16 protein-coding genes, 1 tRNA gene and 1 pseudogene are annotated in these 14179 nt (G+C 36.5%); 2 read left to right on the top strand and 16 right to left on the bottom strand.

Annotated features, from left to right (window positions below):
* Positions 1 to 5 precede the first annotated feature (5 nt).
* From QXK50_01955 to QXK50_01910, 10 genes and pseudogenes are all read right to left on the bottom strand, one after another.
* Positions 6 to 515: a 50S ribosomal protein L16 gene (locus tag QXK50_01955; GenBank protein ID MEM2007926.1), complete on the bottom strand. Its 510-nt coding sequence runs from the start codon at positions 513 to 515 to the stop codon at positions 6 to 8.
* The gene (locus tag QXK50_01950) at positions 506 to 1276 is read right to left on the bottom strand and encodes a TrmH family RNA methyltransferase (protein MEM2007925.1); all 771 of its coding nucleotides are present in this window, start codon (positions 1274 to 1276) and stop codon (positions 506 to 508) included. Before QXK50_01950 ends, QXK50_01955 begins: the two co-directional genes overlap by 10 nt.
* On the bottom strand, positions 1264 to 1962 hold the full coding sequence (locus QXK50_01945; GenBank protein ID MEM2007924.1) for a methyltransferase: 699 nt from the start codon (positions 1960 to 1962) through the stop codon (positions 1264 to 1266). Before QXK50_01945 ends, QXK50_01950 begins: the two co-directional genes overlap by 13 nt.
* The gene (rsmA, locus tag QXK50_01940; protein ID MEM2007923.1) at positions 1872 to 2726 is read right to left on the bottom strand and encodes a 16S rRNA (adenine(1518)-N(6)/adenine(1519)-N(6))-dimethyltransferase RsmA; all 855 of its coding nucleotides are present in this window, start codon (positions 2724 to 2726) and stop codon (positions 1872 to 1874) included. Before rsmA ends, QXK50_01945 begins: the two co-directional genes overlap by 91 nt.
* Positions 2726 to 3382, bottom strand: a complete 657-nt coding sequence (locus QXK50_01935; protein MEM2007922.1) for a DUF655 domain-containing protein — start codon at positions 3380 to 3382, stop codon at positions 2726 to 2728. The genes rsmA and QXK50_01935 overlap by 1 nt, the downstream gene beginning before the upstream one ends.
* Positions 3383 to 3433: 51 nt before the next feature.
* Positions 3434 to 3778, bottom strand: a complete 345-nt coding sequence (locus QXK50_01930) for a hypothetical protein (GenBank protein ID MEM2007921.1) — start codon at positions 3776 to 3778, stop codon at positions 3434 to 3436.
* 140 nt (positions 3779 to 3918) lie between these two features.
* Positions 3919 to 4209 (bottom strand): annotated as a pseudogene (locus QXK50_01925) (50S ribosomal protein L21e).
* A gap of 56 nt (positions 4210 to 4265) precedes the next feature.
* Positions 4266 to 5561 (bottom strand): tRNA pseudouridine(54/55) synthase Pus10, encoded by a 1296-nt coding sequence (locus QXK50_01920; protein ID MEM2007920.1) that lies wholly within the window; start codon positions 5559 to 5561, stop codon positions 4266 to 4268.
* Complete coding sequence (locus QXK50_01915; protein MEM2007919.1) at positions 5558 to 6928, bottom strand: signal recognition particle protein Srp54; 1371 nt, start codon at positions 6926 to 6928, stop codon at positions 5558 to 5560. Before QXK50_01915 ends, QXK50_01920 begins: the two co-directional genes overlap by 4 nt.
* Positions 6929 to 6936: 8 nt before the next feature.
* Positions 6937 to 7332 (bottom strand): translation initiation factor IF-5A, encoded by a 396-nt coding sequence (locus QXK50_01910; GenBank protein MEM2007918.1) that lies wholly within the window; start codon positions 7330 to 7332, stop codon positions 6937 to 6939.
* A gap of 147 nt (positions 7333 to 7479) precedes the next feature.
* Between QXK50_01910 and QXK50_01905 the strand changes: the two genes are divergently transcribed.
* Positions 7480 to 7821, top strand: a complete 342-nt coding sequence (locus QXK50_01905) for a transcription factor S (GenBank protein MEM2007917.1) — start codon at positions 7480 to 7482, stop codon at positions 7819 to 7821.
* Between the two features lie 7 nt (positions 7822 to 7828).
* Here QXK50_01905 and QXK50_01900 read toward each other — a convergent pair whose 3' ends face one another.
* The 4 genes from QXK50_01900 to QXK50_01885 all read right to left on the bottom strand — a co-directional run bounded on the left by QXK50_01900 (position 7829) and on the right by QXK50_01885 (position 10916).
* Positions 7829 to 8380, bottom strand: coding sequence for a hypothetical protein (locus QXK50_01900; GenBank protein MEM2007916.1), 552 nt, complete (start codon positions 8378 to 8380; stop codon positions 7829 to 7831).
* 34 nt (positions 8381 to 8414) lie between these two features.
* Complete coding sequence (locus QXK50_01895; GenBank protein ID MEM2007915.1) at positions 8415 to 8666, bottom strand: FeoA family protein; 252 nt, start codon at positions 8664 to 8666, stop codon at positions 8415 to 8417.
* 227 nt (positions 8667 to 8893) lie between these two features.
* Entirely contained in the window at positions 8894 to 9394 is a 501-nt protein-coding gene (locus QXK50_01890) for a winged helix-turn-helix transcriptional regulator (GenBank protein ID MEM2007914.1), read from the bottom strand.
* 739 nt (positions 9395 to 10133) lie between these two features.
* Complete coding sequence (locus tag QXK50_01885) at positions 10134 to 10916, bottom strand: hypothetical protein (GenBank protein ID MEM2007913.1); 783 nt, start codon at positions 10914 to 10916, stop codon at positions 10134 to 10136.
* Between the two features lie 38 nt (positions 10917 to 10954).
* On the opposite strand from QXK50_01885, the gene QXK50_01880 reads away from it, so the two are divergent.
* A complete protein-coding gene (locus tag QXK50_01880) occupies positions 10955 to 12772 on the top strand; it encodes a hypothetical protein (protein ID MEM2007912.1) in 1818 nt (605 codons plus the stop codon).
* A 351-nt stretch (positions 12773 to 13123) separates the two neighbouring features.
* Here the strand turns inward: QXK50_01880 and QXK50_01875 are convergent.
* Together QXK50_01875 and QXK50_01870 are read right to left on the bottom strand one after the other, a co-directional pair.
* Positions 13124 to 13201: transfer RNA gene (locus QXK50_01875), tRNA-Gly, on the bottom strand.
* An 82-nt stretch (positions 13202 to 13283) separates the two neighbouring features.
* Positions 13284 to 14153, bottom strand: a complete 870-nt coding sequence (locus QXK50_01870; GenBank protein MEM2007911.1) for an NAD+ synthase — start codon at positions 14151 to 14153, stop codon at positions 13284 to 13286.
* Positions 14154 to 14179: the final 26 nt, after the last annotated feature.

The raw sequence follows: 14179 nt of genomic DNA, 5'->3' as shown, positions 1-14179 counted from the left end.
GATTCCTACTTCTTTAGGTACACTATATCTATGTGGCATTTTACCGGAAGTTTTGTTGAAGCTCTTCTTAAAGCTTCTTTAATGTGTTCTACATGTTGTTTAAGCCCATAGATCTCTATAACTACAGTTTCAGGTTCTACATAAGCCGCAGTACCGATGGGTTTGCCAAATGCTCTCCTCATACCTTCTTGTAAACGGTCTGCTCCTGCAAAAGCCATCATTTTGTGTTCTCTAAGTACCTGGTGTGGATATATTTTTATCACAAGCATATAGTTTGTATCTCCAACGTTTGTGCTTAGGTACTTGTGGGTCATGACTCTAGCTGCCTCTAGAGCGTTATGCCTTATAAAGCCTCTTTCAAGTGATATGAGAACGCCTTTAACTTCTGCATCTATTTTAGTATTACCCATAACGAATTTCGTTATCTTAGGCATAGGGATTCCATGTATATACTCCTTTCTTGTGTATGGAGGTCTATCTTGATGTGTATAACATCGGGCTGGCTTTAAGGGCATATCTTTACACCATTAAGTTCAGTACTGTTGTTGTTTTCTTCTAACTTAAGCTTTCTAGCGATCCTCCTTATAAATGTTATTAAAAGTCCTGCTTCTTGATTTGATGCAATAGATTTTCTCACAAGTCTTTTGAAAGTTAATGCAAATAACTGTCTGTGTCTTTCATCTCTTGCAGTAGCATAAGCTAATTCATCTATGTATCGTTCTAAGATCTCTAACTGTCTTTCATCAACTTTATCGACATAGTTAAGAAGGCTTGTTTTATTTAATGTCTTATATAATCTGTAGAGAACTATTCCAATGGCATGACTAAGGTTTAGAACAGGATACTCAGGGTTTGCAGCTATATGAACAAGGAGATGACATTTCGATATCTCTTCTCTTGTGAGACCAACACTTTCTCTACCAAATACTATGGCTATACTTCTGTAGCTAGGGACTGTGGATATGAAGTCCTCTAATTCTATTGCTTTTCTAAGAATATCACTGGAATCCGTATTGATAACAGCCGATGTACATGCGGCTAACCCAACATCTCTAAGAGCATCATCTAGAGAGCTATAGATCTTCATTTTACCGCTATCGATGAATACAACACCATTTGCAGCATATCTTCGAACCTCTTCTGACCAAGGATTGATTAAGGGGTTCACTAGGGCAAGTTCATCTACATCAAAATTTCTGCATAGTCTAGCAATAAACCCTAGATTTGCTTCACCCTCTATACCAACAACAACAACCTTGACTATTACTGACGACATTCTACCACCATACTGCATAGAGTTTCATAGAAAAAGCTTTGACATTGATGTAACTCAATATATTCACATATTTGTATATGTTCTAGTACTTCTTCTAGATTCTGAAGAGATGAAAATAGGAATACTATTCGACATCTATCTCTACACATTCTTAGAGAATTGTTGAAGAATTCCCTCCATATTTCTGTACCATTCTTACCTCCATTCCATGCAATAGCTTCAGGAATATCATCACATACCGGGAGATAGGGAGGATTGAAATACACTATATCGATAGAGTTGCTACGTATACAGGAAGCACTATCACATTGCACTACATCGATGTACATATCCATTCCATTGATTTTTGTGGAAAGCCATGAACTGTAAATAGCATAGGGATCAATATCTATTGCTATTACGTATTTCGTGGGATTGCTGTATATAGACATACATAAACGTATCGATATATATCCTGTTCCACTTCCAATTTCAAGGAGAACCAGATTTCTACGCAATTCATTGTTGTTTAGAACTTCATAGAGTGTTGAAGCTAGAATATAACTATCATGCGAAGGTTTGTACACTCTCTCTGTAACCATTAACACTACTTCGTCTATTCTTTCTTCTCTAAACATGTTCTCTTCAATAAAGTAGCCAATATATCTATATCCTCTGGCGCAAGTTGAAACACTCTCTTCCTCCATATCTTCTCGCTCAATTCCGTGCTACATATATTGTTCTTCTTCAGACACCTTTTTAAAGATTTCAATAGATTCTTTCTTTTAAAACTAAACAAGCACTTCACTAAAGATTCTGCATAGCTGTACTCCTTGTACGTTCTTTTACGTTTCAGTAGAACTATAGCTGAAAAAACCTCTGGTGGTGGAACAAATAGATTAGGTGGTAGTATCTCTATCAACTCTACATCAAATAGGTATTGGGTAAATAGCGATATTTTGCCATAATTTTTCGTACCTGGTTGAGCTATCAATCTATCAGCAACATCTTTTTGAACGGTTACTAAAGCGTATCGTACATCGATTTTGCCTATTACCGTTAATAGATCTGATGTTATATGGTATGGAAGATTTCCAACAACCATGTCTATAGATCTGATCGACTGGAGAAGGAGTCTCGCATCGCTAATAACTATATCCACATTAATAAAGGACTCCTGCACCTCCCTTAATATAGGAGCAAATCTTTTGTCAAGTTCTATACCGATTATGTAAAGATTTGATGCTCTTGCTAGAGATGCTGTTAATGTCCCGAATCCTGAACCTATTTCTGTAACTACATTGTTTCGTGCATCATTTACACTAGCAACAGTATCAAAGATCTTTCTATATGATTTAGGATCTACAAGCATAACTTGACTAAGTTTCTTCTTAAGTTTGATGCCGTAGTATTTCAAAGTATGTTTAATCCATTTAATTAACTCGTTTTTTGAAAGACTTAGAGGATCCATTACCATGGTTCAACATAGTCTACTCTTTCATATAGTAGTTGCAAATAGTTCAGGAAGACATGATCAGGTAATGGAGGAAAAGGTTCAACAAATAGATAATATTTTTCACTACGTCGAATTTCTAGAATAATTCTCTCTACAATAATTTTCGCTGGATCACTTATCTTTACCCGCTTCTTTAGGTCTTCAAGATTCTCAAAACTTTTCTTTCTTCTTTCCTCAAGAATTGATGTAAGGGTCTTCTTTCCTATACCGGGTAGAAGCTCCAGACTATGTAACCTTATGTTTATGGCCTCCGCAATATTGAAGAATTCGACAAATACCTTCTCTTTCTCCAGGACTATATCTTGAACAACTTTGTTTAAATTCGCACGAGCGACAGAGGTAAGATCTTCATAAGCAAGTCTATCAAAAACTTTGATCTCGTATCCTCTAGGATATAGAGATATGGGAATTCGCTCACCTATTGCTAGGTTTCTACCTCTGGGTGGAACAATCTCAACTAGTGTGAAATACTTTGAGCCTATGCCTTGAGCTACTGGTGTAGATCTATGAAAGGTGTGTTTATCGTAAGGATTGCCCATAGGCATGTAGTCTAATACAATAGCATATTCGTCAGCTATACCAGACCTTCTAAATTTCCCTTTGAATCTCATACTATATTCCCTAAGAAGAGATCCATGTATGTAAAGATTATGAATAGAAAATTAGCTACAATATTCCTTAACTAGATCGAGAATCTTATTTAGTTCTGTTTCCTCAGGAGTTACTGTTTCAAAAGCTAAAAGCATTCTGAGCTCATCTAATGTAGTAGGACGTATGTTGAGTATAAGCGCTATAGTTACATCCTTAAGCTTCATGAGCTGAAGTTTCTCAACCAATTCTTCAGCTTTACCTGGACCACATTTAGACACTATCTGTAGGTACTCTAGTGCTGATCTAGCAGGTTCTGCCACAACATCTACTGTATACAGTTTCGATAAATATTCTTCGAGAATCTTCTTAGCAATAGGGTTCGGGATATCTCGGTAATTTAGTATTCGGTATGACAAAGTACCACCAATCAAAGGTAGGTTGTATGCTACTTAAGTTGAGATAAAAGTGATAACATTTGTTCTCTTTGCAGTTCTCTGATCCTCTCAAGTTCCTTAAGCTTAATCAACGTCTCTTTGATTCTCTCATTTACATCAAAAGCCGGTTTCAAATGTTCAGGTAATAAGAATAACCTTTTAGTTTTTGTACCAATCCTAAGCTCGACTTCAAGAGCTCTACCTCTGAATCCTACAATAGTACCAACCCTACCTATGTATCTCCTATGTGGCATACCACCATGGATAGCTGGATCAACATCTATATAGACTTTGTCACCAACTCTGTATTCTATCAAGATCTTACTGAGTGAAGGTACAGCACCTTTCTCTCTAACGCTTTTCTTCATGATCTTTCTAGTTCTGTGCCTTAATCCCTGTGGAGCTTTTACCAAATTATTCCCCTCTTCACCAGTAGATACCGATCTAATGATGTAGTATAAGATAAAGCTTAAATGTACTCATGAACATAAAGAACATCAAGCATCACACACTCTGTTCTACAACCCAAAACTTCTGAGAAACTTGGAGTAGATCTACCATTGTCTCCAGTTACAAGTTCCTTCACGTAAAGGCCACCATCACACTCGATTAATGCCTCAAAGAGGTGTGGAGCTAGATGTACTGACTTTACACGATAAACTTTTCTTCTTCTAACAACATCTTTCCTACGTCTTAGAACCCTTGTGGGTGTTCTCTGCTCGATAACTCTATCTTTGAAAAACGAGTCAAGAAAGCGCATGTTTTCTTCGGAAGTAGGTATCTCTGTGTACACTATCGCTCTATAGATTTTCCTAGAAGACTTAGCACTACTCTTCATTCTCGATACAAATTCTCTGTTAACCCTCATCATTAATCTGAAGCTAAGCCAAGGTGTATAACTGTTTAGTATTCTCTCCACTTCCTCAATTGATACATCCCTATTGATGGTCTTGAACTCTATCACTATAGGTCTTCCGCTACCGAGGGTTCTCACATCAACATCTTCACGACCTGCGATATGTATGGCGTAGTCATTGGCTCTCAATATGTTTTTTGTGTAGATAACAACATCTTCAATAGATAGGTCGTACTTTCTTCCTTCCCCTCTATCTATCCACCTGTTCTGTGAGATCATTCTACCAAACTTCCAGTAACGACCATATACAAGTAATGACGAATAGCTTATCTCTACACTACCGCTCTCTATATTGACTATAAATGTTGCTCCCGGATCCTCAAAATCTATTCTTGTTCCTACTAACGACCTTACCTTTTTGCCTATTTCTCTCTTCAGTTCTCTTTTGATGTGTTCCCAATATTTTAGGTCGAATTCTTTAGCTATCTCGCTCTCTCTATCCGAAGCTTCGTCAATCGAGGATACACCTACAATAAAGGAAGGAACGTTTAGTGACACAATAGCTGAAGCTATTTTTTCGGAGAAGGTGTTTATCCATTCCTCAATTTTATTACCACATATATAGCAATACCGTAGACCATCTTCATGACTACCTAGGTTCAGATTTTTCAGCACATCAGCTTTTTGAGTATTTAGGATTATATTTCTAGCAGTATCTAGATCTATTTCATTTTCCTGCAGTCTCCTATGTAGATCAAGCACTATGAGTAATTTTAGGGCTTTCCCTCTATCTAGGTTAGAGAGTTCTTTACCTAGGTAACCGAAAAGCCTTCCTAAACACCTATCGCATAGAGGGTATTTCTTAAGAATTTCGATAGCTTTATCCAGGATATTCATATCTTTATTCAACCCGTATCCTCAATACCCTCTATCTGGAGTTTCGATAAATCTATACCCATCTTCTTAAAGATCCCTGTTCTCCTTTTCATGTTCTTAATCATGCTGTTCACCATTTCATAGTACTTCAGCAACTCTTTAACATCTTCAACTGTTGTACCAGATCCTCTAGCTATACGAATAATTCTTGATTTATCTATTATCTTGGGATTCTTGAGCTCTTCGTAAGTCATAGAATCCATTATCGCAAGCCACTTCTCCATCTTTTCTTCACTTATCTTGAGCTGTTTATCATCTATGGGAAGCATCGAGAACCCTGGTATAAGTTGTAAAACTTTGGACAAAGGACCCAACTTTCTTACGGTCTTTATCTGAAGATAAACATCTACTAGCGTGAGTTTCCCTAAAGCTATAGCTTTTGATACTCTCTGCTCAATCTCCTTATGCTCCTCAACAGATTTCAGCTTATCTATAAGTGTAGGTAGATCGCCTAAACCAAGAATCCTACCAACAAATCTCCTAGGCTCAAAAACCTCGAGCTCTGGTGTCTTCTCTCCAGTTCCTACGAACTTTATTACCGCTTTAGTTGCTGCTACTGCAGATAGAGCTCCACCACCTTTTGCTGTACCATCTAGTTTTGTAACAATTATGGATCCTATTGGTGTAGCTTGATGAAAACGCAGAGCAAGATCGTATGCTTTTTGTCCTATTGTTGCATCAATTACTAAAGCTATTTCGTCTGGATTTATGGTTTTTGCTATTTCCTGCATTTCTCTCAAAAGATGCTCTTCTTCACCGTATCCATGTCTACCTGCGGTGTCCACGATTATTATGTTGCTACCGCTCGACATACAGATATCTCTACACTTAACTACAATGTGTATAGGGTTGTTGCTGGTTTGATCTCCACAAAAATGAACATCAATTGTCTTACTTAGTTGTAGAAGCTGATCATAAGCAGCAGGTCTATATACATCAGCACATATTAGGCATGGCTTGTATCCATATCTTTTATAGAAGTAGGCTAGTTTAGCTGCTGTAGTGGTTTTGCCTGAGCCTTGAACTCCAACCATCATCAGTATATAGGGGGTCTTTACCGGGAAAACGCTAGGTTTTGTGTCTCCTCCAAAAAGGGATGAAAGTTCATCATAAACTATCTTGATGAACCATTCTTGCTTAGAGACGTAGGCTGGGGGAGTCTCTCTTAATGCTCTCTCCTTTATCCTGTTGGTGAGCTCTATAACGAGTTTAACATTTACATCGGCTCTCAGTAATGTTTTTTGAAGCTCTTTAACAAAGTTTTCTACAGCTACATGGTAAGGTTCTCTACCCTTTAAAAAATTTATAACAAGATTCTTAATTGATTCTAGAAACGACATAGAGAATGCTACCTAATCCTATATATAAACCTTCTACCGAGTACAGACCAGTATTCTACCTCTACGCCTGGTCCTAACTTAGATCTTACTTCATCATCTGTTGGTAGATCTACTTCGAAGGTCTCATAGTTTTCTAGATCCATTAACTGTACCTTATCGCCTAGTACAGCTATAACCTGACCATACCTTTTATCGATTATGGGTATCTCAACTCTCTGGTCAGCAGGACCTACCAATGTTTTTCTAGAACCGGTGAACAAACCTATGGCCACTAAATGTACTTTAGCACTACCATGTTTACCTGTTTTAGCTCTGGAGACCTCTACAACTCTGCAGGGCTCACCATCTATAACTACGTAACTACCATTCTTAAGATCCCCTAGCTCACCATATTCTATAGACATTCTATCACCTACTATATTCTGTTGAATAAAGGGGAATAAAAATTGTAATTATATCTATTCTGAAAAACTATTGCAATGTAAAACACTTAAAAGTTCTAGACAGCAAGAGTAGACTAAACACATCATGTTTGTTGATGGTGTAGAACAATGATGTTCTGTCCTAAATGTGGATCTATAATGAATCTAGATACAAGGAAACGTATATGGAGATGCAGCAAATGTGGTTACGAACTTGTACAAGGAGGTGCTAGTAAACAACATACATATTCGAGAGTAATAAAGCATGTCGAGAAGGAGAAAACAGTTGTTGTAGAAAATGAAAAATCTTCTGCACCACCAACAGCTGTATTAATAAAGAATGAAGTTAGATGCCCTAAATGTGAATACAACGAAATTTATGCATGGCAGATCCAGACAAGAGCTGCTGATGAACCGCCAACAACTTTCTATAAATGTGCTAAATGTGGATACACTTGGAGAGAATACTGAGTTACCGCTAAACGTATTCTTCATCTCTTAAGAGTATACCTAAGTCAAAGACATTTTTAACCACAAGTGCTAGAACCTTGCCTTCAGATAAGAGTTTACCTAAGTCAGAAGGATCTATCACTAGCTTACCTATACCTATAACACTCATATCTTCGGAATCTAGTACAGCAACATACATATCTTTTTCAACAGGATAAAGAAATCTTTCAACAGATAAAGCTAGAAGATCTCTACCATATAGAAAAGCCTTAACACCATGCTGTTTAGCTACAATGCTACAGCCAATACTAAACCCCTTTTCTCTAACCATATTGAATAGATGTGTTGAAGGTATAAATACCGAATTCTTCTCGATCCAGCCAATTATGATCCCCACAGCTACAACATTAATGTTTATTAGATCTATAGATACAATTGTAGATACACTCTTTGGAATTAAGCAAACACGTTCCCTGTGCCTATTTTTACTAAACAGCTTCACACCATAATCAGACAAAATGGTATTGAGACACTCTTTACCAAAACATTTCTCAATATATCTAGAGACAATAGAGCTCAAAACATTCACCAATAACATTAACCAAACTTTATCCTTAGCCCAGAACAGCTGAGTCACTGCTTACAAGAATTTTTCTTGCTATACCGTAAGATAGAGCTATTCTTCTACCGAGACCTGAATCCAAAGATATTACTACATGTCCTTGAAAAACACCGAGAACCTTTACAATAGCTCCTCTATATATACCCATACTAATTAATCTACTCTTTAAATGCAGATCCACATATACCTCAATAACTTTTACACAGGAACCTGGTGTTACCTTGTCTAGCGATACTATAGCCAAGTTCTACACCCTTTACCCAAGACACAGCCATACCACATTTCCTCTAGCTATGACCATCTAATGCATATTTGATACTTGCTTTATAAGTTTAGATGTGTCTAAAATATAGTAAATTAATTGATTTTAAGCTATACGATCAATAATGGTATTGTGCCGAGATCTAGATATATATTTACTACAATTAGTACATGTGGCTAGAGGTATGGATAATGTAGACGGTTAGCTGACTATCTAGTTGCCTGCACATGGTATTCGATATATTCTTCCAATATCTTTAGAATCTCCTCTATATTCTTAGTATTTGAGATATGTTTTGCTAGTATATGAGCTCCAAGAGCTTCTGAAAGCCATTTAGTTAAATAACCTCTCGCTATATGTTCTACAACGATTTCTGGTGATACAAATCCATATTTTACCGCTATATAGAGCTTCTCGACACTATCAATCATAAGAGGTAATGGCAATCCTTTCTCGTCTGTAAACAGATAAGCCGCATCTCTACTAACGATTTTATGTCCAAGTTTCTCGCCTTCAAGTACAAGTTTAGCTTTTTCTGAAATCACATACCTACCATTCTTTTCAACAATATACCCCATCTCAACTAACTCTTTAATATACTTACGTAATGTTGAGGGAGAAAGTCCACTCATAGTCAATAGATCATTAAACGAGAGTTCGGTACCAACATTACTTAAAAGTTTTAACAGCCTTTTACTGCTCATACCCATCGTTACACACTCTCTAGATATAGTATAATACATGTATAGATACAAAATAAGTTTTGTAGTAGAACATTTTAACCAGTTATAACCCTTAACTAGAAATACCCTATAATGGGTAATTATTTCGGTTAAATCTATCTATCTTGAAATATTCTCATCTATAAATTTATTCATCATATTCATAAGAGAGAAAACAAGGAGTATAGCTAGATACCTTGTTCTAGATATTACTAATAATAACGTCGATGGAGTTGATATCTATGTCTAGGTGTTTTAGACGATGCAATTAAAGATCAATTCTTATTCCATATTAATAGAGAAGATAGTGATCTATCTCTAATTACATGGTTTCCATATTCAAGTCTACTCCATAGTGATCCCAATGATACTCTCTACCACTTCTATAAAGTAAATCTATTAGTTTAATGAGTATCTATGTAATATCTACTATAGAATCTCTAACTTTAATTCTACTTAATCAATTTGTTTATCCACACTATGTTATATGGAGCTTACCACTAATATTAATCACCTTAACGCTGATTGTTCATAGTATAACGAGAGCCCTCTATACTAGGAGTAACACTTATAACGATTTTCTCTATAGTGGGTTTGGGGTACTGGAGGTTCTATAAAGTACATTAAATTGCTATAACATTAAGCTATATATACGATCTATGTTTATTAACAATATTCTTGAGTTTATTAAAACTTTACCCCAGATTAGTAAATCGTTAAAACTTCTTCATAGATCTAATCTACATAAATGTATATAGTCCTTGAGATCCCGCATACAGATAGGTTTAATCCATTCTAGTCTCCATATTTCTTCAACAAATCTTAGATAGTCTTTACCTCCAATCATTCTGACACTATTGGTGTGCCAAAGAATTGTGGCTAGTTTGATTCCTTCATTTGATAATATCTTCAGTATCTCTATAAGTTTTTCATAAGTGTTTAATGGGTTTATTTTCCAGTATGAGAACATGTATGTATCCATAATAGTTATAGGTAACTCAATAACATCTTTAAACAGTACACATCCGCTATTCTTTTTCGAAACTCCATATCTATAGGGCATCAAACTGCTATCAAATTTTATACCTATAGTTTTAAGCATTGGTATCACGTTTGGGTTTATCCTTAGGTAATGGACTCTCATACTGACAACTGGTTCAACATACACTTTCTCAACCATCATCTTCTCGCTAGCTATAGAGCTCAGATCTTCGCCATTGTTTGCATGTAGACCAACCTCCCATCCACCTCTTCTAAGTTCTGAAACTATATCGCTATACTCTTCAACTGTTGAACCATCGTCATATACTGGTCTAAAGAAGAAAGTGGACTTTACCCCTTGTCTCTGTTCATACTCCATTATGAGCGTTACGCCATCGTATATATTGTCTCGTAAAGTGAAGAACCTCAGTCTATCGTTTAAGTCGAATCTGTTTAATCTATCTAGGACATGGTTTACAGAAGGACCTTTTCGTCCCCAATCAACATCATGTGTCAATACTAACAGCATATATAGTACCTCCTAAAGTGGCTTGTTTCTGAGGTAAGTTGAGAGATTGTATAGTTTTAGCCTCTATAGCATCTAGAAAATCTGTAGCTATAGCTAGATCTATAAAGAGTTTACTAAAGCTTGCAATTGTTGGTGTGGCTCATACGTATCATCCACATATCTTCTCTAGATACTTCGATAAGGTGCATATGGTTAGAGTTGATAGAGATAGTAACAAGTGGGTTTACTTAGTAGCAGGTATAGCTAAGATGTATCAATGTAGAGCTGTTTTACCTATAGATTTTATAGATTTCTACATATTCTCGAAAAATAGAAGATATTTTGAGGATCTCGATATAGTCCTTATCTCTCCTCCACATGAGAGTATTGTTTTAGCATCTAACAGAGTTAGATGTAGCGAAATCCTAGGAGATATTGCTCTATATCCACGCCAAGTATTTATAGAGAAAGAAGATGATGTCGAGAAAATCTATAGTCTAAAGCCACCTATAGTGGTTAAGGGTCTCGGTGATGCATCTAACCCATCGTTTCATTTAGGTTATGAAACAGCAGTTAGAGAAGCTTTAACTAGATCTCCTGTTGTTGTTCAAGAGTATGTCGAAGGTATTGCTAGAGGATATTATGCGTTAGCGTTCAATGGAGTCCCGATAATCGAATTCACTCACCAGAGAGTTGTAGAGTATACACCTATTGGTGGAGCTAGTTTAGCAGCCCAGGGTATAGTGAAAGACCCTAGACTTATTGAATTGGGTAGAAAGATTGTGGATAGACTTAGATGGAGTGGAATACTAATGGTTGAGACTAGGTATATTGATGAATTTGGTGACTATTATATAATTGAATTGAACCCTAAATTCTGGGGAAGCATAGATCTCTCTGAAGCGCTGAAGTATAGGTTTTCAGCACTTCTAGTAGCTCTATATCTTTATGGTGATGACCATGCTTTAGAGTTAAAGGAAAGACTATATGTTAGAGATGGCTCGTTTGCATGGCTTCTGGACGGCTTTAGATACCTACCGAAGATACCTAGAACATGGCTGAAGCTCTTTAAGATAGGTTTATCGAATCCTCTACAAAGTGATGTAGATCTAAGTGATGTACCGAGGGTTGTTATTCAGACCACAAAAGCTTTCCAGAAGTTTGGATCCGAGAAAAATAGATGGATACAGTATCTATCTAGTTCAAGAGAACAGCTAAACACTTGGTTCAACAAATTTCAAAAATTTTTACTAAGCTCTAAAAGGGTTGTAGTATCAGATTTCGATGCCACATTAGTTAAGCTACCTATTAATTGGGTCAAGTTAAGAAGATTATTGATTGAAAAAGGTTTTCTATACAAGTGGGAGACCATTAATAGGACTCTCACTAGATATTGGAGTACAGATCTAGATCTATATCAAAAGCTTTCTGATGCAGTTAAACAACATGAGCTTAGAGCTGTAGATAATGTAGAGTTACTTGTAGAACCTAATCTACTAAATGAACTTAGAGAACACACAAGAATCTGTATAGCTACGAAACAGCCAACAGATATAGTAACCATTATATTAGATAAAATAGGATTGAGTAACACTATAGACCATATTGTTGGTAGAGACAGCGGATTTGGACCGATAAAGAAGATCCTCTACAAAAAATGCATAGAACTTTGCAAAGGTGATGAAGCTATCGTTATTGATGATAATCTTGAATATCTTGTTGAAGCCTACAGATTAGGGTATATACCAATGCACGCTACACTAAATCTCTACTCAATAGCTAGAAGCTATCGAATCGGAATACCCGCTGAAAAAACAGACAAACTCATATCCTTTATAATCTCGACAATAAAAAGAGCTATCCATAAGAAGAATTAGAATAGATAAACCAGTACCAAAACTACAACAATCACCACTACCACTAGACTTCATGTACAACTCATCTCGAATTTATCACAATTGTGAAAACTCAAGTAGACAGAAACATTCAGAAACTAGAGAACTTCAAACTAGATGAACAGAAAAACACCATCATGAACACCAATATAGCTATTTTCAAATAACTTATGCAACAAAACTAGATCGTAAATTTTCACCGAAAATCCTTTGTACTCGTTAATACTATTAGCTCATCGACACTAATAGATGATAGACACAGTTATACGATCAATAACCATTGTATACGATATACTTTTGAATGCTATTTAAATGAGTTGAGAACTAATTATTTGGTGCGGCGGCCGGGATTTGAACCCGGGATCTCCGGCTTGGGAGGCCGGCGTCCTGACCAGGCTAGACGACCGCCGCCATAAAAATAACTCATTTTGTGTGGCTTTTTAACGTTTTGTAGATGTGTACATAACCACATTATACCTAGTTTATGTTCATGTTATTCTTGAACTTGATTATAGAAGTTTTCATGAATTTTTTTCTGTATTATATCGAGTATTTTTGTGTCTGGCATGATTGCTCCTTGCCTTTTGTGATGACTAGATCTATATAGTTTCAGTATCTTGTCTACTTCTTCTCTACAGATGTTCGTTATCTCTGATATCTTGTTTTCTGGTATCCCTAGGTCTATGTATGCTGTAAGTACTAGGTCAATGTCTTCGTATTTTATTCCTAGTTCTTCTTCTGCTAAATGGTTTGGCCAGAGTCTTGGTGCACTAGGTTTCTTGATTATTTTGTTTGGTATACCTAGATGTTGAGCAAAGTGTCTCACTTGTGATTTGTAGAGTATTGTTAGTGGTGCTATATCTGCTGCACCATCACCGTATTTCGTGAAGTATCCTATAAGGTATTCGCTTCTATCTCCTGTTCCTAGGACTAGGTGATTGAGTTTATTTGCGTAGTAGTAGAGGATGCACATTCTTAATCTAGCTCTCAGATTTCCTAGAGGAAGTCTATCAGCTATATCGTTACTGTAGAGAGGTATCAATTCTTTGAATATTTGTATGGCTCTTGATATCTCTATTATGTGGTATTCTACACCAAACCTCTCTACAAGTTCTATAGCGTCCTCCACGTCATCTCTAGGAGTGGTATCAATGTCTGGTAGTATTAATGCAAACACTTTCTCTGGCCCTACACTTCTTACAGCAAGAGCTAGTGCTGTAGCAGAATCTATGCCTCCGCTAACCCCAACTACATAACCACTTCCTCTAGATACCTCTAGATAGTTCACCAAGAATCTTGAAATAGAGTGTTCAACAGTTATGTAATCTATATCCACTACATGCTTTAATGTGAGTTGGGGCATAAACCATCTGATTTAGAGTATAGGTT

This window comes from Ignisphaera sp. (genome assembly GCA_038831005.1).
In the GTDB taxonomy this organism is placed as follows: Archaea; Thermoproteota; Thermoprotei_A; order Sulfolobales; family Ignisphaeraceae; genus Ignisphaera.
This window is presented reverse-complemented; position numbering and strand designations above follow the sequence as displayed.